Here is a 19,391-nt window from a genome sequence, read left to right on the forward strand (position 1 = left end):
GTAGTTTTACTACCAAAGATTGTATCCAAAAGGCTGAAATCGGCGTCGGAATGTAGTAAAACTACACGCAGCCGGTCCTACCCCCGGTCAATCCAAGAATTCACGCGGCCACTCACGAAGTCGGCCACGAAACCTGGCCTCCGATTCTGGAAGCCTTTCCGCCCTGGAGCAAGCCATGCAAGACCTCGATCCCGTCGAAACCCAGGAATGGCTGGACGCCCTTGAGTCCGTCCTCGATAACGAGGGTGAAGACCGCGCACATTACCTGATGACCCGTATGGGCGAGCTGGCCACCCGCAGTGGTTCACAGCTGCCGTATGCGATCACCACGCCCTACCGCAACACCATCCCGCTGACCCACGAAGCACGCATGCCTGGCGACCTGTTTATGGAACGCCGCATTCGCTCGCTGGTGCGCTGGAACGCGTTGGCCATGGTAATGCGCACCAACCTGAAAGACTCGGACCTGGGCGGCCACATCTCCAGCTTCGCCTCCTCGGCGACCCTGTATGACATCGGCTTCAACTACTTCTTCCAGGCGCCTACCGAGGAGCACGGCGGCGACCTGATCTTCTTCCAGGGTCACGCCTCGCCCGGCGTTTACGCCCGCGCCTTTATGGAAGGCCGCATCACCGAAGACCAGATGAACAACTTCCGCCAGGAAGTCGATGGCCAAGGCCTGTCGTCCTATCCGCACCCTTGGTTGATGCCGGACTTCTGGCAGTTCCCGACCGTATCCATGGGCCTGGGCCCGATTCAGGCGATCTACCAGGCACGTTTTATGAAGTACCTGGAAGCGCGCGGCTTTATCCCGGCCGGCAAGCAGAAGGTCTGGTGCTTTATGGGCGACGGCGAGTGCGACGAGCCGGAATCCCTCGGCGCGATCTCCCTGGCTGGCCGCGAGAAGCTGGACAACCTGATCTTCGTCATCAACTGCAACCTGCAGCGCCTCGACGGCCCGGTACGCGGTAACGGCAAGATTATCCAGGAACTCGAAGGCGTGTTCCGTGGCGGTGGCTGGAACGTCAACAAAGTCGTGTGGGGCCGTTTCTGGGACCCGCTGCTGGCCAAGGACGTCGACGGCATCCTGCAGCGCCGCATGGACGAAGTCATCGACGGCGAATACCAGAATTACAAGGCCAAGGACGGCGCGTTCGTCCGTGAGCACTTCTTCAACTCGCCGGAACTCAAGGCGATGGTTGCCGATCTGTCCGACGACGAGATCTGGAAGCTCAACCGTGGCGGTCACGACCCGTACAAGGTCTATGCGGCCTATCACCAGGCGGTCAACCACAAAGAGCAGCCGACCGTGATCCTGGCCAAGACCGTCAAGGGTTATGGCACCGGCGCCGGTGAAGCTAAGAACACCGCGCACAACACCAAGAAGGTCGATGTCGACAGCCTCAAGCAGTTCCGCGACCGCTTCGACATCCCGGTTAAAGACGACGAGCTGGAAAACCTGCCGTTCCTCAAGCCGGAAGAAGGCAGCGCCGAAGCCCGTTACCTGAGCGAACGCCGCGCCGCACTCGGCGGTTTCGTGCCACAACGCCGCGCCAAGAGCTTCAGCATCCCAACACCGCCGCTGGACACTCTCAAGGCCATCCTCGATGGTTCGGGCGACCGTGAAATCTCCACCACAATGGCTTTCGTGCGCATCCTCGCGCAGCTGGTCAAGGACAAGGACATCGGCTCGCGCATCGTCCCGATCATCCCGGACGAAGCGCGTACCTTCGGCATGGAAGGCATGTTCCGTCAGCTCGGTATCTACTCCTCGGTCGGCCAGCTCTACGAGCCGGTGGATAAAGACCAGGTGATGTTCTACCGCGAGGACAAGAAGGGCCAGATTCTCGAAGAAGGCATCAACGAAGCTGGCGCCATGAGCTCGTTCATTGCTGCTGGTACTTCGTACTCCAGCCATAACCAGCCGATGCTGCCGTTCTACATCTTCTACTCGATGTTCGGCTTCCAGCGCATCGGCGACCTGGCCTGGGCCGCTGGCGACAGCCGCACCCGTGGCTTCCTGATCGGCGGCACCGCCGGTCGTACCACGCTGAACGGCGAAGGCCTGCAGCACGAAGACGGCCACAGCCACATGCTGGCGGCGACCATCCCCAACTGCCGCACCTATGATCCGACCTACGGCTACGAGCTGGCGGTGATCATTCAGGACGGCATGAAGAAGATGACCGAGCAGCAGCAGGACGTCTTCTACTACATCACCGTGATGAACGAGTCCTACCAGCAGCCGGCGATGCCGGCCGGTATCGAGGAAGGTATCATCAAGGGCATGTACCTGCTCGAAGAGGACAAGAAGGAAGCCGCGCACCACGTGCAGCTCCTCGGTTCCGGCACCATCCTGCGTGAAGTCCGCGAGGCGGCGAAGATCCTGCGTGACGAGTTCAACGTCGCTGCAGATGTATGGAGCGTGACCAGCTTCAACGAACTACGCCGTGATGGCCTGGCCGTGGAACGTAGCAACCGCCTGCACCCGGGCCAGAAGCCCAAGCAGACCTACGTGGAAGAGTGCCTGAGCGGCCGCAAAGGCCCGGTGATTGCCTCCACCGACTACATGAAGCTGTTCGCCGAACAGATTCGTCAGTGGGTACCGAGCAAGGAATTCAAGGTGCTGGGCACCGACGGCTTTGGCCGCAGCGACAGCCGCAAGAAGCTGCGCCACTTCTTTGAAGTGGACCGCAACTGGGTTGTTCTGGCTGCCCTGGAAGCACTCGCCGACCGTGGTGATATCGAACCGAAGGTGGTGGCCGAGGCCATAGTCCGGTTCGGCATCAACCCGGAAAAACTCAACCCACTGGACTGCTAAGGAGCGAAACGATGAGTGAATTGATTCGCGTACCCGACATCGGTGGTGGTGAGGGTGAAGTAATCGAACTGATGGTCAAGGTCGGTGATCGCATCGAGGCCGATCAGAGCGTGCTGACCCTGGAATCAGACAAGGCCAGCATGGAAATCCCCGCGCCGAAAGGCGGTGTGGTGAAAAGCCTGAAAGTGAAGCTGGGCGACCGCCTGAAAGAAGGCGACGAACTGTTTGAGCTGGAAGCCGAAGGCGCTGCCGAAACAGCACCAGCGGCGCCGGCCGCAGCACCGGCAGAAGCACCTAAAACAGCTGCTGCTCCCGCTCCGGCCGCCGCACCTGCGCCAGCCGCGCAGGCCAGCAGCAGTGTGCAGGACGTGCATGTGCCGGACATCGGCTCGGACGGCAAAGCCAAGGTCATCGAAATCCTGATCAAGGTCGGCGATACGGTCGAAGCCGACCAGTCGCTGATCACTCTGGAATCGGACAAGGCCAGCATGGAAATCCCCTCGCCGGCTGCCGGCGTGGTGGAAAGCATCAGCGTCAAACTGGAAGACGAAGTCGGCACCGGTGATTTCATCCTCAAGCTGAAAGTCGTTGGCGCCGCTGCAGCTCCAGCTGCCGCCGCAGCGCCAGCACCGGCCGCTGCACCCGCCAGTGACGTGCACAAGGTTCCGGCCGGCGCGCATCCCGCGGTCGCTGCCGAAGTTGGTGCAATTGCCTCGCTGGCAGCCGCTGCTGCCAACGTTGCCGCCGCCCCTAAGCGTGACGGCGCCAAGGTGCATGCGGGCCCGGCAGTGCGTCAGCTCGCTCGCGAGTTCGGCGTCGAGCTGTCCGCCGTACCGGGTACCGGGCCGAAAGGCCGTGTGCTCAAAGAGGACGTGCAGGCTTACGTCAAAACCATGATGCAGAAGGCCAAGGAAGCCCCAGCTGCCGGTGCAACCGGTGGTGCCGGTATCCCGCCGATCCCAGTGGTGGACTTCAGCAAGTTTGGTGAAATCGAAGAAGTGGCGATGACCCGCCTGATGCAGGTCGGCGCCAACAACCTGCATCGCAGCTGGCTCAACGTGCCGCACGTGACCCAGTTCGATTCGGCCGATATCACCGAGCTGGAAGCCTTCCGCGTCGCGCAGAAAGCCGTGGCAGAAAAGGCTGGGGTCAAACTCACTGTGCTGCCGCTGCTGCTAAAGGCCTGCGCCTTCCTGCTCAAGGAACTGCCGGACTTCAACAGCTCACTGGCGCCGAGCGGCAAAGCCATCATCCGCAAGAAATACGTGCACATCGGCTTTGCTGTGGACACCCCGGATGGCCTGCTGGTCCCGGTGATCAAGAACGTCGATCAGAAGAGCCTGCTGCAGCTGGCTGCCGAAGCCGCCGCGCTGGCGGAGAAGGCACGCACCAAGAAGCTGTCGGCGGATGACATGCAGGGCGCCTGCTTCACCATCTCCAGCCTCGGCCACATTGGCGGCACCGGCTTTACGCCGATCGTCAACGCGCCGGAAGTGGCGATTCTCGGTGTCAGCAAGGCCACCATCCAGCCGGTCTGGGATGGCAAAGTCTTCCAGCCCAAGCTGATGCTGCCGCTGTCGCTGTCCTACGACCACCGGGTGATCAACGGCGCCGCTGCGGCGCGCTTCACCAAGCGCCTCGGTGACGTACTGGCGGATATCCGCACCCTGCTGCTGTAACGCACCAACTTTCGAGCAGCCACGCTCGTATCCTCGACCCCGCCCTGTTAGGCGGGGTTTTTTTTAGGTTCTGTACCAAAACTGTGTTGCAGGCTGCTTTTGTAGGGTGGGTTAGTGGCGCTGAGGCTTGTGATGGCCGGCACCACGCAATTCGGGCGCCGCGTAACCCACCATTGCGGTTTGCCGGTAGACCGCCATGGTGGGTTACGGCGCGTTGAAAACCGGTGGTGTTTGCCTGATCCCGGTTCGCGCCTAACCCACCCTACGTTTTACCGCGTTTCATGCACCGTATCGCTGCTCGGGATGACTCAACACCTACCGGGTACATAACCATAAAAAAACCCGCTAACGCGGGCTTTTTGTTTGTTATCGGTCAGATCAACCCGGCATCCGCCAGCTTCTGCTCCAGACCAATCAGGTCCGGGATTTTTAGCACCGCCTCACCAAACTGCACTGCATCCAGCTCCAGCGGCGACAGAGCGACATCGGCACGCACCAGCTCGGCACCGACCTTGATCGAACGCGGGATGCCCTGCACCAGCACGGCAATAAATTTCACCGCCGGGCGGCCGCCCAGGGCGTTGATCACCGCCACCCGAGAGCCTGGGCTGACGCTGACCTGACCATCCGAGGCAGCCTCGAACGACAACAGCGGCAAGCGCAGATCACGCCAGGCAATCTGCCCGAGGAACCAGCTGGGCATCCCTTCGCTGACCTGCGGCGCGCGATAAGGGATCAGTTCGGCAACCGCGACGTTGGGCAGCAGCAGGGTACGGTCAGTCAGCGGCATCAACAGACCGGTAAGGCTGTTGGCGCTGTTCTGCGTGGCGACGGCTTGGCTCATGGAAATATCCTGTACAGGGCACGGCCCCGGATTAACGGCACTGCTCGGCCAGGTGATTGACCAGGGCTTCGGCCAACTCGCGCGGATCGCCGCTAAAGCTGCTGTAGCCGGCTTCACGCAGGCTGTCCGGCATACTCGGGCAGGCGCAGCTGTCTGCACGCTGCGTCCAGATCACGCTGCCCTGACGACGCACATAGGCGGCTGCGGCGCTACCGTCGCTGCCCATGCCACTGAAGGCGATTACACCGCTCAGCGCGCCAAAATGCTGAGCCAGGTTGAGCATCATCTGGTCGATCGACGGGCTGTAGGGTTCTGGCCAGCCGCGCTCGGCAATCTGCATCTGACCGTCATCGCTGAAGCCCAGCTCATAACTGATCGGCACCACCACCACTTCACCGCAACGCACTGGGTCACCGTGCCGCGCCGGATTCACATGCCACTGGCTGTGACGCCCCACTGCTTGCGGCAGCGCACTCTCGAAACTCGCATCGATATGCTGGGCATAGACAAAGCCCACCGGCAGACCGCCCGGCAAGGCATCGAGAAAGGCTTTTACTGCCGCTGGACCGCCTAAGGACGCTGCCAACAGCCATACCTGACGCGCCGGCTCACCGGCTACCAGCGGGGTATCCGCCAGCGCAGCTGGCAGATCCAGACGCGATGGGCGCTGCGCTTCAGCCAGCAGGGCTTCCAGGCTCGGGCCAACCGCCTGCGACGGATCACCGACCAGCTTCTTCAGCTTGCCGAACAGACGACGTTCCCAGCGCGGGTAGTTTTCTGAATGACGCTCGGGTGCGTGGCCTTCACCAAACAGCACCGGGGCCGAGGCGCTTTCCATTAGGCTGTCGACCAGCGGCAAGTCTTCCGACTGGGCCAGGTCAACCAGCCACAGGTCGGTTTCGCAGGCGTTCAGGGTTTCCTGATCGAGGCGCGCCGGGTCGCTGTTCATCACCACCTGATAGCCGCTACCGGTCAACGCCTGCTGCAGCACATGGCGCTGCAGCGAGGTATCGGCAATCACTGCGATGCGGGCTGCAGTTTTTTCACTCATGTGCGGTTTACCGGGTGGCGGCCCACCAGTTGCTGAATGGTTTCAAGCAACAAGGACTCCTGATAAGGCTTACCAAGGTACTCGTTGACGCCGATGCTCATGGCCCGCTCACGGTGTTTCTCACCGGTACGCGAGGTAATCATGATAATCGGCAGGTCTTTCAGGCCTTCATCGTGGCGCACCAGGGTTGCCACTTCGAAGCCGTCCATGCGGGGCATTTCGATGTCCAGCAGCATGATGTCGGGCTTGCGTTCCTGCAGCTGCGAGATGGCATCGACACCGTCCTTGGCGGTCAGTACGTTCATGCCGTTACGCTCGAGCAGACGACTGGTGACCTTGCGCACGGTGACCGAATCGTCGACCACCATGACCAGGGTCGGCCGATCCGCTTCGATCTCCGCCGCCGTTGCCGACTGCTTGAGCAGACGCGGCGTTAGCTGGGTAAGCAAATGCGCGTGCAGCACGCGAATGGTTGCCAGCAGGTCGAGAATGACCACCACGCGACCGTCACCGAGGATGGTTGCACCGGAAATCCCGTGTACACCGGCGAACTGCGGGCCAAGGCTCTTCACCACGATCTCCCGCGAACCCGCCAGGGAGTCGACCTGCACGGCTACGGCGTGCTCCTTGGAGCGCACCAGAATCACCGGCAACGGCAAGCTCTGGCCGACCAGCTTGGGTTGCTGGCCGTTATTCAGCAGGTCGCCCAGGTAGCGCAGTTCATAGCTCTGCCCGGCGTACTCGAAGCGCGGCGCATCCGGCGCGTAGTAGGCTTCCAGCTCGTACGGGGAAACCCGCACGATACCTTCGATGGTGTTCAACGGAATGGCGTAGAGGTCTTCGCCCGACAGCACCATCAGCGCGCGGTTGACCGACACGGTAAACGGCAGGCGAATGGTAAAGGTGGTGCCGGTGCCCGGGATCGACTCGATGCTCATCGAGCCGCCGAGCTGTTTGACCTCGGAATGGACCACGTCCATACCCACGCCACGCCCGGAAATCTGCGTGACCTTCTCAGCGGTAGAGAAACCGGCCTCGAGAATAAACTGCAGCACTTCGTAGTCGGTGAGGTCGGAGTCGGCGTCCATCAAGCCGCGCTCGATGGCCTTGCGCCGCACCGCTTCCAGGCGAATACCGCCGCCGTCATCGGCCAGGGTCAGGACGATATCGCCGCCCTCACGACCCAGCGCCAGACGAATGGTGCCCTGCTCCGGCTTGCCGGCAGCACGGCGCACATCGGCGGCTTCAATACCGTGGTCGACGGCGTTACGCAGCATGTGTTCCAGCGGCGCGACGATACGTTCGAGTACGGTACGGTCCATCTCGCCATCGGCGTTGCCGACGACGAACTCGACCTGCTTGCCCAGCTCACCGGAAATCTGCCGCACGATACGGCGCAGGCGCGGTACCAGGCGGTCGAAAGGCACCATGCGCGTACGCATCAGGCCTTCCTGCAGCTCGGAGTTGACCCGCGCCTGTTGCAGCAACAGGGTTTCCGCATCGCGGTTACGCGCGGCCAGGGTTTCTTTCAGGTCGAGCAAGTCGGAAGCGGACTCGAACAGTGCGCGCGACAGCTGCTGCAACTGCGAGTGACGGTCCATTTCCAGCGGGTCGAAATCCTCATAGCCCATACGCTCGGCTTCAGCCTCAATACGGCTGAGGATCTGCGCCTGGGTTTCAGTATCGAGGCGGCGCAACTGATCACGCACGCGGTCGATGGTGGCTTCCATCTCACTCAGGGTGAAACCGAAGTCACTCACCTGTTGCTCGACCCGACCCCGGAAAATCGAGGTTTCACCGGCCAGGTTGACCAAGCCTTCAAGCAACTCGGCCGGCACCTTGACCAGCTCCTGCGGCGCACGCCGCGAGGCCGCTTCCTGCGCAGCTTCTTCAGCGCGGCGCACGAACGGCAGCACCTTGGCCACCAGTTCCTGCGCTGGCATGGCACTGGCTGCAACAATCGGTGCGCTCAATTCCGGCAGGCGCGGGGCTTGTTCGGCAACTGGCGCAGGCGCTTGCTGGCTCGCCGTATCAGCCACCAGGCTGTCATTCAGACGCTGACGCAGCGCGTCCAGCTCCTGCTGCAAGCCTTCAAAGCCGGACTGCACATCGACAAACAGGCTCTGCGGCCACGGCGCACCCTGGGCTTGCGCTTCGGTCAGGTGCTGTTCGAGGCTGTGGGTCAGGTCGCCCAGGCGCTTCTGTCCAGCCAGACGTGCACCACCCTTGAGGGTGTGCAGGATGCGCAGCATATCGTCGATGGCAGCGCCGTCTTCACGGTCAGCCTCCCAACGGCCGATGGCGACTTCCATGGCTTCCAGCAGGTCATCACCTTCCTCAAGGAAGATGTCGAGGATGTCCGATTCGGCATCGTCATCCTGCTGGCTTTCGGCAGCCTTGAGGGCAACCGCAGACGGCATGCTCAGCTGCTCATCCGGGTTGGCGCGAAACCGTTTGATGGTTTCAATCAGCGCCTCACCGCTCGGTACGCCGCGCTTGCCGCGTACCGCTTCGAGCATCTCGGCCAGGCTGTCGTGACAGGCCTGGAGCAGCGTGAAGAGGTCCTGGCTGGCGCGCAAACGGCCTTGGCCAAGACCTTCGTAGAGGAATTCCAGCTCGTGGGCCAGGTCACCGATTTCACGGATCTCGGCCATGCGGGCACCACCCTTGAGGGTGTGCAGATCGCGCTGCAGCGACTCCAGCTCCAGGCTGTTGTTGACGTCGCCCATCCAGCGTTGCAACGCTGCACCAGCGCTGTCGATGATGTCGAAACCTTCCTCAAGGAAGATTTCCACCAGTTCAGGATCACGCTCGTCATCAAATACGGCAGGCGCAGCCACAGAGACCGGAGCGGGAACTGGCTCTGGCTCTGGCTCTGGCTCTGGCTCAATGTCAGGGGCGACAGCAAATTCGACTTCGCTTTCAGCAGCAGACTCGACCAGTGGTGCCTCGTCGAACTCAATTGCCGGCAGATCAATCGATTCGATCGCCAGCGACTCAGCCGCCAATGACTCGCTATCCAGTGACTCCTGCGGCGCATCGGCCAGGATGCCAAAATCGATCTCTTCTTCTATCTCTGGCAGTTCAGCAAGCTCAGACTCTGCCAGGTCGAACGACTCGATCATCGGCAGGGCTTCGGCTTCGGCTTCGGCTTCGGCTTCGGCTTCGGCTTCGGCTTCGGCTTCGGCTTCGGCAGCAGGCTCGGGAATAGCAGGGGCCACTGGCAAGCTTTGCCCACCACTCTGGCGGAAGCTGCGAATGGCTTCGATCAGCTCCAGCGGCGAAGGCATGGCGGCGCGCGCCTGCAGCTGTTCCAGCAGTTGCGCCAGGGAGTCATGGCTTTGCTGCAACAGGTTCGCCAATGGTTGCGAGAAGCTGTAACGGCGATCAACCAGGCCCTCGTACAAGGATTCGAGCTCATGGGCGAGATCGCCAATCGGCCGAATCTCGGCCATGCGCGCACCACCCTTGAGGGTGTGCAGATCACGCTGCAGCGAGGACAGCGCGGCTTTGTTGTCCGTATCGGCCAACCAGCGCTCCAGCGCCTGACCGGCGCTCTCGAGAATATCGACCGCCTCTTCGAGGAAGATCGACACCATTTCTTCGTCGAGCGCTTCGTACAGCGAAGCTGCCGGCGCTTCGGCCAACGGCTCGCTGACGGCCTCGATAGGCGCAGGCAGTTGTTCAACGTCCGGTACGTCGAACTCAAGCGGCTCGATCAGCTCATCCGGCTCGGCCAGGCTGAGCTCTTCCAGCGCAGCAGTGGCGTCGGCAAGCTCGACAATCTCAATACCGGCGTCACCGTTGTTAGACAGCAGCGCCAGGGTGTTAGGGTCCAACGCTTCCAGCAGCAAGTTGCGCAGGGCCGTCACGCGCTCAGGAGCAACGCTGACCTGCAAACCGGCAGCGACCTGATCCATCATGCCGATAAGGGTTTCGTGGGCTTGCTCGGCTTCGCTGAAGAAGCGTTCGCTAACCGCCAGACGACCTTCTTCGACCGCACCGTAGAGGTCGAGCAGGGCTTCGCAGAGTTCATCGATCTGTGGCAGCTCGGCCATCTCGGCACCACGGCCAAGGGTGGTTAGCTCGTCCAGCAGAGAACTCAGCTCCTGCCGCTCGGATGGATGCTCGCGCCATTTGCGCAGCAGGTCTTCGGCATCCAGCAGGATATCCATGCCTTCAGCGAGGAAGATGCTGATCATCTGCGGATCGCGCTTCTCACCTTGATCACTCTGCCGGCTGTTTTCCGCGTGTTCGAGGCGATCACTGTGCAGCTTCTGCACGCGTTCAAGGAACTCGGCAGCACCCGGTAGAACTGCCAGTGGCTGGCTTTCCAGCTGCTCAAGGCCTAGGCGGAAGAGTTTTTCGGCGCTGCTCAGCAGCTCCGCTTCGGCCAGGTCCATCGGGATCAGGTTGGTTTTGAATTCCTTGACCAGTTTTTCCAGCGGCGAAGCGATCTCGGCCACCGGCTGAATGCCCGCCATCGAGGCGCTACCCTTGAGGGTATGCAGAGCACGCTGCAGGTCGTCAGTAACCGGCTGCGGTAATTCCTGAGCACAGTCAGCCAGGAAGCCAACCAGGGTATCAAGGTGCATCTCCGCTTCATTGCGGAAAATTTCCAGCAACTGCGGGTCTAACCCGTCTTCATCCTCAACAACTTCGGCGGTAGCGACTGGACTGCCCTCGGGCTCCGCTACCAGCTCAACCGGGGCTTGAGGTTTTGGGAGGCTTCGGCCTTTAGCCAAGGCATGCGCCGTCGCGGCCAGGTGGTCAACATCGTCACGCTGACGTTGCGCCTTGTTGGCAAATTCATCGACCAGCGCCGGCATCAGCGCGACCACATCGGCGATCACCTGCTGCACTTCGGCGCCAGGTTGAATGCTGCGATCCAGCACGCGGTTGAGCAGGTTCTCAATCGACCAGCCCAACTCACCGATGACCAAAGCACGAACCATGCGCCCACTGCCCTTGAGGGTGTGGAAGGCGCGGCGGATTTCGCTCAGGGCGTCCTTATTGTCGGTGTCGGCGCACCACTGCGGGAAGTACTCGCCAATGGTTTCCAGCACTTCACCGACTTCTTCGATAAAGACTTCCAGCAACTCTTCATCAATCGGTTCTTCATCAGCCGGTGGCGGCAGCAGGCTTGGCGGCACATCGTGAGCCGGCGGGTTGATCGCCTGCACCGGAGCGGCCATCACATCGGCCATCGACAGCGCTTTCTCGGCGGCAGGTTGCGCAGGTTCTTCGCTCAGCGGAGCGCTGGGCAGCTCAACTTCAGGCAACTCGAGCGCGGCCAGTTCGGCCTCATTCCAGTTAGCCGGACTGTCGCTTTCGTCCAGTTCAAAGCTGCCCAGTTGCAGCTCTTCGCCGACAGACGCTTGCTCTTGTGGCATTTCAGCCAGCGGTAGAGACTCGGCGTCGGGCAGATCGATACTGAAATCGATCAGTTCAAGATCGCCAGCTGGCGCTTCAGTTACCCACTCAACCTCGCTGGATGGCGCTTCAATCGCCGTCGAGTCTAGATCGGCAAACTCGGCACTGAAGTCGTCCGCCAGATCCAGGCTCAACGGCTCTTCGACAACCGGCTCCAGGCTCGGCTCGATTTCGGCTGGCTGCTCCGGTTCGGCGCTGAGCACTTCCATATCGTCCAGCGGATCGGCCAATGGCGCGAAGGACTCTACGGGCGGCTCGACACGGTCAAGAATCGACGGCTTTTCTTTCAGCGGGTAGCCCAGGCTTTCTAGGCTTTCTTCGGCCACATCAAGAATCAGATCGCCCTGGGTCGCGTGGTCTTCAGCCAAACGCTCGAGGTAGTACTCGACGCTGGTGATGGCGTCCGCCAGGGTGTCGAGGTTCTGCCAGTTGGGCACAGCCTTGCGGGCCAGCAGTTGCTCCTGAATATAACGATTGCAGGCATTCAGCAGATCAGCGGCGCGCTGCAGCGGAATCATCGCCAGGCCGCCACGCACCTGTGTCAGCAAATCAGGCACGCGGGCCAGGTGTTCGTGGTTCCACTGCGAGGCGATAAATTCGATGATCGCGTCTTTGGCTTGTTCCAGGCCGTTGCGTGCTTCCTTGATCACCAACTGGTGAATCTGCGCCACGTCGGTGGTCGGCAGATGGCTTTCTTCGCGACCGCCGTCCTGCGCGGGGCCGACCATGCCGGCCAGGGTGGCCTCGACGTACAGCAGAGCGCCGGCAACATCCATCAGCACCGCATCGCTCGGCTCGCCCTGGCCCTTGGCCAGGCCGTTGACCACATCGAGCTGATCGACAATGACTTTGCGCGGCTGACCGAAACCCAACACCGCGAGGGTGTCGGCAATCTGCTTGAGCGGTGCGGCGAGCGCATCCAGATCGGCAACCTGGGTACGGTCGCTACGCACGAACAGATCGAGGCTGTCCTTGACCCGCACCAGCTCTTCACAGAGAGCGGCGACCACCGAACGCATGGCGTCGCGGTCCGGACCGGCGAGGCGGGCCCGCTCTTCGTCGACAACATCGTTGTCCGGCAGTGCATCGTCGAGGCGATATTGCTCTTTGAGGTTGCGCACGCGCGGCGACTGCGCCGACGACTTGGCCACATAGAACAGCAGGTTCTTGCTCAGCTCGTCGGGAGCGGCCTGGTTAAGACCATCGGCGCCCTGCTCGAGCAGGCGTTTGAGTTCCTTATCAACCTGACGCAGCAACGTCCGAATCGAGGTGCCATTGGCCACGCTACCGTTGGCCAAACCTTCGACCACACCCGAGGCAATCTGCCACAGCGGGCCGAGCGGCGAATCCTTACAGAGATTTTCCAGGCGCGCGAACACCCGTGCCATATAGCCCAGGTTGGTCGGCAGGTCCTGATTGCGGATGACCCCGACCAGGGCCATTTGCAGCATTTGCCGCAGTTTGCGCAGCAACACCGGCAGTTCGGCGGTACGCAGCTGGTCGATGGTTTCATGGGGCAGCGCTGGCGTGCGGCCGGACATATCCGGGGCAAACAGGCTGGTTTCCGAGAGCAGCTTTTCCCCACGCGCAGCGCGCAGGTCATTGAGCAGGGGCAGCACGACCATCGGCAGGTCGCGGCGGGCAGTCTGGATGCGATCAAGGTACACCGGCAGCTGCAGAATCGACTGCATCAGCACTTCCAGGGCTTCACCCTGGTTGGTCACCCGGCCATCGATCAGGGCGCCGGCCAGCTGTTCCATTTCCTCAGCCAGCAGCGCCGCACCGAAAAACTCGACCATCTGCAAGGTGCCGAGCACCTGATGCACATAGGTCTGGCAGAAACGCATACGCGTAGCGTCCTGGGGGTTCTCGACGAACGCCTCCAGCGCCTGACGCGCCTGCTTCAGGGTTTCCGCGATCTCGCCCTTAACCCATTCCAGGGCGACATAATCGTGCCGATCACCCATAGCCACTCCACTCATAAACTTGGCTCTTCTGCCTTATCCCTTGCGGGTAAACGCCAGCACTCGCTCGTCGGCTACCGGGATCAACTCCGGATGCTGCCAACCTGCTACTTCGCCCACTCCCACCACCAGCAGTCCTCCGGGCGCCAGGCGCTCGGCCAGGCGGTTGAGGATCTCGCGGCGACGCCAGCGACGAAAATAGATCAACAAGTTCTGACAAAAAATAACGTCCATTCCGGACATCGGTGCCTTGGCCAGCTCCAGCACATTGAGCCGGGCGCAACACACGCGCGCGGCCAGATTCGGCACCACTTTGAAACGTCCATCGTCCTGGGCCAGGAAGTAACGCTGGCACAGATCGTCATCCAACTGCTCCAAACGGCGCGCGCCATATTGGCCATCGCGCGCTTTGTTCAAGGCATTCAGGCTGATATCAGTGCCTGTTACCCCGAAATGATCCGCGTGTTCACTCTCACGCAGAACCTCGGCCGCGCTGATAGCCAGCGAATAAGGCTCTTCGCCACTGGCACAGCCCACACTCCACAGCTCCCATGGCTGCGTCACACCTTGCTGCAAACGCTCGCGCAAATAACTTTCGAGCACTTCAAAGGAAGGGCGATGACGAAAAAAACGGGTTTCCTGCACAGTCAGCCGATCCAGCAGAGTCGACCATTCCACCGCACCGCGGGGACCATCGGTTACCTGCCGGTAATACGTGGCGTAATCCATAACGCCCAGCTCGCGCATCCGCGCACTCAGATTGGTTTGCAGAAACGCCCGCCGCTGCTCATTGAGAACGACCCCGGTACGCTCCTCAAGCAGCGTTTGCCAGTCACGAAACTCCGTAGCTGTCATGTCTGCCAGAGGCTGCAAGGCCCAGACGCCTGACTGCATGTCGTGCCCCTCGCTCACGGCTATAGTCCTTGTGCGACAGGCCTTTCAGCCTGCCGCGCAGCACCTGATTAAGCCTGTTCCCCACCCGGCAAGGTAAAGCCGGATACCGACTTACGCATCTCACTGGCCATCTTGGCCAGGTTACCAATGCTCTTGGCGGTGGCAGTGGTACCGGAGGAAGTTTGCGAGGTGATTTCCTGAATCACGTTCATCGTGTTGGAAATATGGCCCGCCGAAGATGCCTGCTGGCGAGCAGCGTTGGAGATGTTCTGAATCAAGGCCGCAAGGGTTTTCGATACCTTCTCGATCTCTTCCAGTGCCACCCCGGCGTCCTGCGCCAGACGAGCACCGCGCACCACTTCGGAAGTCGTTTGCTCCATCGAGATAACGGCTTCGTTGGTGTCGGTCTGAATCGTCTTAACCAGCGCCTCGATCTGCTTGGTTGCAGCAGACGAACGTTCTGCGAGGCGTTGTACTTCGTCCGCTACCACGGCGAAGCCGCGACCCGCATCACCGGCCATGGAGGCCTGAATCGCAGCGTTCAGTGCGAGGATGTTGGTCTGGTCAGCAATGTCGTTAATCAGGCTAACGATGTCACCGATCTCCTGGGACGATTCACCGAGGCGTTTAATACGCTTGGAGGTGTCCTGGATCTGCTCACGGATGTTATCCATGCCGGTGATAGTGTTGTGCACCACTTCGTTGCCCTTGTTGGCGATGGCTACGGAACGTTCCGCTACCGCGGAGGACTCCGAGGCGTTCGCCGATACCTGGTCAATCGACACGGCCATTTCGTTGATCGCCGCAGAAGCGCCGGCAATTTCCTGGGCCTGGTGCTCGGAAGCTTCAGCCAGGTGCATCGCCGTGGCCTGGGTTTCCTGGGCCGCACCGGCTACCTGCACGGCGGTCAGGTTGATGGTGGCTACCAGATCACGCAGCTGGTCGATGGAGTAGTTGATCGAGTCAGCGATGGCACCGGTGAAGTCCTCGGTTACCGTCGCGGCCACGGTCAAGTCACCGTCAGCGAGGTCAGCGATTTCGTCGAGCAGTCGCAGAATCGCCGCCTGGTTACGTTCGTTTTTCTCGGCGGTGGACGCCAGGCGACGGTTGGTCTCCCGCACCATCACCAGGCCGATCAGGATGATCGAGCCGAGCGCCAGAGCGCCCAGCACGTAACCGATCAGGGTGTTGATGGCGCGACCAGTAGCCAGGTCATCAAAACCAACAGTCAGCGTGGAAGCCTTGTCCAACAGAGTCTGCGAAACGCTGAAGATCACGTTGGCCGACTCACGCACCTGGAACAGTTCCGGCGAGGTTTCGAGAATCTCGTCCACCGAACCAGATACGAATTCAAACAGCTCGGAAATTTCCGCCAGACGCTCAAGTGCTTCGGCATCGCTTACCTGGGAGATTTCCATGGCAGCGTTGCCTTCGAGCATCGCACTCAATACGCGACCGAACAGGCTGGCGTCACGGCCGAACATGTCAGCGGCCTGTACCGAATCCTGGTCACCGGCCAGTACCTTGTTTACCGAACCGAGGATACGTTCCGCCAGCAAGGATTGACGCTGAGCTACCGAGACCTGAGCTGCCGGCGCACCGCTCTCCAGCAGAATGTCGACCACTTCTTCGTACTCGACCTGCAGCTGCGGAATGGTTTCCGCCAGGGTGGCGGCTACCTGGTGCAGCGACAGTACGGTCTGTTCGTTGGCCAGGATGGCGTCGGTGTTCTGCCGCAGCGTATCCCAGTCCTGCTGCACCACAGCGATCTGTGGCTGCAGGGATTCCGGCGCCGCAGGCAGCCCGGTCTCCTCGTTACCGTCGGTCAAATAACCCCAGCGGGTCTGGAAGTCGTTACGCGCATCGCGCAGCAAGGCGAACGCTTCAGCCGTACCGGCCGCCGCTTCCGTGGAGTTTTTCGCGATACGCTGGGACAGTACGCGCAGCTCACCGGCGTGGCCGATGTACTCCGTGTCGTAGTTGGATTGGGTGTTGATGTAGGCGAAGTTGGCGAACAACAGCACGATCGAAACGATCAGGACAATAAACAGCCCTGCGATCAATGTGCTACTGCGCGCACCTGCTAACAAATTACCTGCATTTAGTTTTTTCATTTACTGGCCCCCGCCTGGACCGACCGCACTACGGTTCCCATGTAACGCCAAAAGGCCGGCAAAGCCGACCCCACCGATAAACTGTTAATACGCCACGTCGAGAAAACCCGGGTTCTGGGCCAGAGCGTGTGGGCTGAACACCAGCCAGGGCTGTTCACGTTGAAATACTCCGTGGATAAAAGGTGCTATGGACGCTTCGAGCGGCGGCAGCTGCTCGGAGAAGGTGTCCACAGGAAAATGCTGCATGCCGAACACTTCATCGACCGTCAGGCCGGCAAAGACTTCCTGGTGATCAACCACCAGCACTCGGCGCTTTTTGCGCAGTGGTGACAGCTCACTGCCGAAGAAACCACACAGGTCCATCACCGGCAGCAGGCGACCACGTACGTTGGCCACGCCCTTTACCCAGTTTTTCACACCAGGCAGCAAGGTATGTCGCGGCTCATGCAACACCTCGCCAATCTCACCCATGGGCGCGACAAAAAAACGCTCGCCCATGCGAAAACCGATACCGCTCCAGGTCTGTACAACCGCTTGCTGCGAAGGCAAGCCAGCAGCAAGCGAACGACAAAGTCTGTCGATATCCTGAAGGGTTTGAAAAGGTGTTTGCGCGTCCGACATGCCAGCTGCGGCCTTATTCTTTTTTAATTGCGGACTGACCCGGTTTTAACCGGCCAATACCGCATTCAAGGTTTTAACCAGGGTTTCTTCATCAACCGGCTTGGTCAGGTAATCCTTCGCACCCTGGCGCTTACCCCAGACCTTGTCGGTTTCCTGATCCTTGGTGGTGACGATGATCACCGGGATGTGGCTGGTATCCGCATCCTTGGTCAGCTGACGGGTTGCCTGAAAACCGTTGAGGCCAGGCATGACGATATCCATCAGCACAGCGTCGGGCTTTTCCTGGCGCGCCAGGGCAACGCCGTCGGCGCCATTTTCCGCCTTGAGTACCTGATGGCCGTGCTTTTCCAGCATGGCGGTCAGCTTGTACATTTCAGTCGGCGAGTCATCAACAATCAGAATTCGAGCCATGGTGTTTCCCAATACTTTAAAAAGGCGCTCAGCTGTTCAGCCGGGCGTCAGGACGCTTGTTCCACCGGTACAAAGTTAGGCACATGGGCTTTGATCGCACCGAGCAGCTCTTCTTTACTGAAGGGCTTGGTCAGGTATTGATCGGAACCGACAATGCGACCCTTGGCTTTATCGAACAGGCCGTCTTTGGAAGACAGCATGATCACCGGGGTGGATTTGAAAGCGCTGTTGTTCTTGATCAAGGCACAGGTCTGATAGCCATCGAGCCGCGGCATCATAATGTCGACAAAGATGATGTTCGGATGGGTATCGGCGATCTTTGCCAAAGCATCGAAGCCGTCAACTGCAGTAATTACCTCGCAGCCCACCTTTTTCAGCAGGGTTTCCGCGGTACGACGAATCGTTTTCGAATCGTCGATCACCATCACCCTCAAACCCTCGGAATGCTGTTCCATGTTTGCCCTACCATCGCCTCGGTGAGTCGTTATTTTTGCGTTATATCAGTGCGCCTGAGGCCCTGTCACCGACGGGCTACAACCCAATCGTCGGGCCTTTTTAGCACACTCTCCAGATGCAATCTATAAGCCGGACGGGGCCAAGGTTTTTCCTTGACCACCCGACTTGTCAGCGCCACCCTGACGCCACATCACGTCTTAGCACACTTTAATCGCTGCCATTTTACGGAGAACACCGCCATGAGCGTCCGCCTCGGCATTGTCATGGACCCCATCGCCCAGATCGCCTTCAAGAAGGACAGCTCGCTGGCCATGTTACTGGCTGCCCAAGCGCGCGACTGGACCCTCTTCTATATGGAGCAGAAAGATCTTTACCAAGCCAAGGGCGAAGCACGCGCTCGACTTTCAGAGCTTAGCGTATACAACGACCCACAGCGTTGGTTCGAACTGGGTAATGAGCAGGATATCGCGCTAAGCGAGCTGGACGTGATCCTGATGCGCAAGGATCCACCCTTCGATAACGAGTTTGTCTACTCCACCTACCTACTGGAACAAGCCGAGCAAGCAGGCGTTCTGGTGGTCAACCGCCCGCAAAGTCTGCGCGACTGTAATGAAAAGTACTTCGCCACCCAATTCGGCCAATACACTCCGCCGACCGTGGTCAGCCGTAGGGCCGACATTCTGCGCGAGTTTGCCAAAGAGCAGCGTGACATCATTCTCAAACCCCTCGATGGAATGGGTGGATCGATGATATTTCGTCACCGCGAGGGCGATCCCAACCTTTCCGTGATTCTCGAGACGCTGACCAACCACGGCCAGCAGCAGATCATGGCCCAGGGTTACTTGCCGGCGATCAAGGATGGTGACAAGCGCATTCTGATGATTGACGGTGAGCCGGTGCCTTATTGCCTGGCGCGCATTCCGGCGGCCGGCGAAACCCGCGGCAACCTCGCCGCTGGCGGGCGAGGCGAAGCCCGTCCACTGACCGCGCGCGACCGTGAAATCGCTGCCGCCGTCGGCCCGACCCTGCGCGAGAAAGGCCTGCTGTTCGTCGGCCTGGACGTGATCGGCGAGCACCTGACCGAGATCAACGTCACCAGCCCG

11 protein-coding genes are annotated in these 19,391 nt (G+C 60.6%); 3 read left to right on the plus strand and 8 right to left on the minus strand.

Annotation, left to right across the window (positions count from 1 at the left end):
• The first annotated feature begins 175 nt into the window (after positions 1-175).
• Together aceE and aceF are read left to right on the plus strand one after the other, a co-directional pair.
• The gene (gene aceE / locus Q8M42_RS19515; protein WP_304863998.1) at positions 176-2,821 is read left to right on the plus strand and encodes a pyruvate dehydrogenase (acetyl-transferring), homodimeric type; all 2,646 of its coding nucleotides are present in this window, start codon (positions 176-178) and stop codon (positions 2,819-2,821) included.
• An 11-nt stretch (positions 2,822-2,832) separates the two neighbouring features.
• Entirely contained in the window at positions 2,833-4,500 is a 1,668-nt protein-coding gene (gene aceF, locus Q8M42_RS19520) for a dihydrolipoyllysine-residue acetyltransferase (protein ID WP_304863996.1), read from the plus strand.
• Between the two features lie 373 nt (positions 4,501-4,873).
• Here aceF and Q8M42_RS19525 read toward each other — a convergent pair whose 3' ends face one another.
• The 8 genes from Q8M42_RS19525 to pilG form a co-directional block, all read right to left on the minus strand.
• Positions 4,874-5,344 carry a chemotaxis protein CheW gene (locus Q8M42_RS19525; RefSeq protein ID WP_304870112.1) on the minus strand — a complete coding sequence of 157 codons (471 nt, stop codon included), beginning with the start codon at positions 5,342-5,344 and terminating at the stop codon, positions 4,874-4,876.
• A gap of 31 nt (positions 5,345-5,375) precedes the next feature.
• Complete coding sequence (locus tag Q8M42_RS19530) at positions 5,376-6,395, minus strand: chemotaxis protein CheB (RefSeq protein WP_304870114.1); 1,020 nt, start codon at positions 6,393-6,395, stop codon at positions 5,376-5,378.
• Positions 6,392-13,795: an Hpt domain-containing protein gene (locus Q8M42_RS19535; protein WP_304870417.1), complete on the minus strand. Its 7,404-nt coding sequence runs from the start codon at positions 13,793-13,795 to the stop codon at positions 6,392-6,394. The genes Q8M42_RS19530 and Q8M42_RS19535 overlap by 4 nt, the downstream gene beginning before the upstream one ends.
• A gap of 33 nt (positions 13,796-13,828) precedes the next feature.
• Positions 13,829-14,686, minus strand: coding sequence for a protein-glutamate O-methyltransferase (locus tag Q8M42_RS19540; protein ID WP_304870419.1), 858 nt, complete (start codon positions 14,684-14,686; stop codon positions 13,829-13,831).
• A 68-nt stretch (positions 14,687-14,754) separates the two neighbouring features.
• Positions 14,755-16,800: a methyl-accepting chemotaxis protein gene (locus tag Q8M42_RS19545; RefSeq protein WP_304870116.1), complete on the minus strand. Its 2,046-nt coding sequence runs from the start codon at positions 16,798-16,800 to the stop codon at positions 14,755-14,757.
• Positions 16,801-16,884: 84 nt separating this feature from the next.
• A complete protein-coding gene (locus Q8M42_RS19550; protein ID WP_304870118.1) occupies positions 16,885-17,421 on the minus strand; it encodes a chemotaxis protein CheW in 537 nt (178 codons plus the stop codon).
• A gap of 45 nt (positions 17,422-17,466) precedes the next feature.
• A complete protein-coding gene (gene pilH, locus Q8M42_RS19555; protein WP_108485952.1) occupies positions 17,467-17,832 on the minus strand; it encodes a twitching motility response regulator PilH in 366 nt (121 codons plus the stop codon).
• A 47-nt stretch (positions 17,833-17,879) separates the two neighbouring features.
• A complete protein-coding gene (gene pilG / locus Q8M42_RS19560) occupies positions 17,880-18,287 on the minus strand; it encodes a twitching motility response regulator PilG (RefSeq protein ID WP_275960399.1) in 408 nt (135 codons plus the stop codon).
• Between the two features lie 240 nt (positions 18,288-18,527).
• Here pilG and gshB point away from each other — a divergent pair.
• A partial coding sequence (gshB, locus tag Q8M42_RS19565; RefSeq protein WP_305285378.1) for a glutathione synthase occupies positions 18,528-19,391 on the plus strand: 864 nt, incomplete at its 3' end.

Origin of the sequence: Pseudomonas sp., assembly GCF_030684895.1 — a bacterium.
In the GTDB taxonomy this organism is placed as follows: domain Bacteria; phylum Pseudomonadota; class Gammaproteobacteria; order Pseudomonadales; family Pseudomonadaceae; genus Aquipseudomonas.

Bases quoted from the DNA above. Each gene is read 5' to 3' on its own strand.
- aceE (WP_304863998.1), top strand. From the start codon at position 176: ATGCAAGACCTCGATCCCGTCGAAACCCAGGAATGGCTGGACGCCCTT.
- aceF (WP_304863996.1), top strand. From the start codon at position 2,833: ATGAGTGAATTGATTCGCGTACCCGACATCGGTGGTGGTGAGGGTGAA.
- Q8M42_RS19525 (WP_304870112.1), bottom strand. From the start codon at position 5,344: ATGAGCCAAGCCGTCGCCACGCAGAACAGCGCCAACAGCCTTACCGGT.
- Q8M42_RS19530 (WP_304870114.1), bottom strand. From the start codon at position 6,395: ATGAGTGAAAAAACTGCAGCCCGCATCGCAGTGATTGCCGATACCTCG.
- Q8M42_RS19535 (WP_304870417.1), bottom strand. From the start codon at position 13,795: ATGGGTGATCGGCACGATTATGTCGCCCTGGAATGGGTTAAGGGCGAG.
- Q8M42_RS19540 (WP_304870419.1), bottom strand. From the start codon at position 14,686: ATGCAGTCAGGCGTCTGGGCCTTGCAGCCTCTGGCAGACATGACAGCT.
- Q8M42_RS19545 (WP_304870116.1), bottom strand. From the start codon at position 16,800: ATGAAAAAACTAAATGCAGGTAATTTGTTAGCAGGTGCGCGCAGTAGC.
- Q8M42_RS19550 (WP_304870118.1), bottom strand. From the start codon at position 17,421: ATGTCGGACGCGCAAACACCTTTTCAAACCCTTCAGGATATCGACAGA.
- pilH (WP_108485952.1), bottom strand. From the start codon at position 17,832: ATGGCTCGAATTCTGATTGTTGATGACTCGCCGACTGAAATGTACAAG.
- pilG (WP_275960399.1), bottom strand. From the start codon at position 18,287: ATGGAACAGCATTCCGAGGGTTTGAGGGTGATGGTGATCGACGATTCG.